The organism is Dolichospermum sp. LEGE 00246, from assembly GCF_015207865.1.
In the GTDB taxonomy this organism is placed as follows: domain Bacteria; phylum Cyanobacteriota; class Cyanobacteriia; order Cyanobacteriales; family Nostocaceae; genus Dolichospermum; species Dolichospermum heterosporum.
The window spans coordinates 1-2,274 of the sequence record NZ_JADEWA010000635.1 but is presented as its reverse complement, the minus strand read 5'-3'; the positions used below and the strand labels follow the sequence as shown (position 1 = coordinate 2,274).

1 protein-coding gene is annotated in these 2,274 nt (G+C 38.7%); it reads right to left on the bottom strand.

What is annotated here, in order from left to right; all coding sequences use genetic code 11:
* Positions 1–280: 280 nt before the first annotated feature.
* On the bottom strand, positions 281–1,969 hold the full coding sequence (locus IQ228_RS24945) for a TrkA family potassium uptake protein (protein WP_168465366.1): 1,689 nt from the start codon (positions 1,967–1,969) through the stop codon (positions 281–283).
* Between the last annotated feature and the right edge of the window lie 305 nt (positions 1,970–2,274).

Sequence of the window (2,274 nt, the reverse complement as noted above, 5' to 3'; positions counted from 1 at the left end):
TTAAGGTTTTACCTGGAGTCAGGGAAAAAATTAAAACCGTCCCTGATTGGCAGCAACGGTTGAGGGATTTTGTTGATCAACTTCTTGAAGACTTGGACAAACAGTAATATATGGATAGTTATGGGTATAAATTATCAAGCTGCTTCTACCCCTTAATTGATGTCCTAACTGCCTAATTTTTTCACGTTGCCCAAAATCTCTCAATCAAGTCTTGACTTTCTGCTGAGAATTTGATATCCTTATCCTTGATAAGGAAGAACTATCATAAAATAAAAATCAACTAAACCCCGATCCCCTTTCCTTCTTCTCGCCATAACTGATTTAACCTATTAGCGGGCATAGTTAAATACAGCACATCTCCAGGAGCGAGAATTGTTTCCAGCAAATCCCAGCCTTGTACAGTTTCATGGTTGATTTCCACATACAAAGGCACAAAATCCGCAAACTTAGCCACATCCTTCACCCACTCATCACAAAAAGGGTGTATTGGTGTAATAGTAGTTGCAAAAGCTACCCATAAATTATCAGCAATAATCCCATTACCAATAATCCTACCACCGAGAGCAGCCGCAGCAAAAGCAGGAGCAGCGAGTTCAGCAGGACTAAATACAGCCTCAAAATCAAATACCTGTTGTGCTATACCAGCAAAATCAGGATCAGCATAGTTGACAATTACAGGAATCTTTGGCGCTAAAGACTTAGCCTTGAGGGCAATTTCCAAATTAGTCGCATCATTATTAGTAACAGCTAAAACTGCGGTAGCAGTGTTAATATTACTTGCTTGTAAAGTAGCCCGAAAACTCGCATCAGCAAGAATAACCGGAATACTCATTCCTCTAGCAGTAGTCACATATCTATTATTAGCATCCGTTTCAATAACTACTACCTCATGTCCACTCAGGTGCAATTGTTGAACAATTCTAATGCCAATACCACTTAAACCACAAACAATATAATGATGATGTTGAGGAATTCTTGCCGCATCCAAAAATTGTTTTAAGCGACTACCCAGGATAAAATCCGTCAGCATCGCGTACCAAATCCCAATTACCGCAGCCCCAATTAGCATAATCACAATAGTAAATAACTTAATGCTGTCTGGTGCATTTTCGACAACCTTATCATTACCACCAGCCCCCGTAATCATGCCAACAGCAAAATATAAGGCATCAATAAAAGAGATACTATGTTTACTAGCAACATAGGTAAAAGTGGATAGTAAAATAATTACGAATAAAGCAATTGCCATACCCACAACTGATTGGGCGTGTTTCTGAAACTCCCGAATATTGGCAAAAACTTTAACTAATTTTCTGACTAATGACTTACGTTGGGGACGAATGCGAGGTTGAGTACCAATAATTAAGCGATCGCCTACTCTTAATTGTTGTTCCAACAGCACCGCAGATACTAAATTTAGCTTTCCTTCCACAGCCACATAATAAATCAGCATCCTTGTGGGATCTTCCCATAAATCACTAATTTTTCTGCCTTTCCAGGGATGATTTTCGTGGATATATTCCTCTTGAATTGGCCAAATTTGCTCAAGTAACTTAATTTGACCAATAGCCTTATTCCCCAAAGCCGCAAAGGTAAATACAGGTGCTGCCAAACCCACAACACTCATACTTAAATGATTCGACAGAGTTTGATCAAGACGTTCACCTAAATTCGTATTATAAAACCGATTAATAATCCGAATTTGGGGATTAAGAACCCGTGCTTGCATCATAATTGATAAATTCAAAGCATCATCAGAAGTTGCAATTACCAAAGTATGTGCTTCTGTAATTCCTGCCGCTTGTAAAGTAGAAGCTGCGTGTAACTCACCAACAATTATATTAGCAGCAGGTTCACCAGAAACAGGTTTGCGATGAATACCTACTACCAAAGCCCCCTGTTGTCTGAGTAAGCGAAAGATTTTATATCCGGTACGTCCTAAGCCACAAACAATAATTCGAGGTTTCATAAAACCGCAACATAAAATTTATATAAAGGGCTACATATCAGTTATCAAGAAAAGCATCACCGACTCAGAATTGAATTCAATAATCCTCATTGTTGCTTAATTTATGGCAAAATAACTGTAACTGAACACACGATATTTATCTCCAGGAAATTAAAAATTAAAAAATATTACGGGGTTAACCCGGATTTCTAACAAAGAAATAAAAAAAGGATCAAAAACTGCAAAAATGTATATTTAGGGCTTGCTGATAGCGTAGCGTGGCGTTAGCCTGGGGGATGTGGGGATGTTGGGGGATGTGGGGGATG

What these genes read in the sequence shown, in the direction of transcription:
- IQ228_RS24945 (WP_168465366.1), bottom strand. Translation starts at nt 1,969, where the DNA reads ATGAAACCTCGAATTATTGTTTGTGGCTTAGGACGTACCGGATATAAA.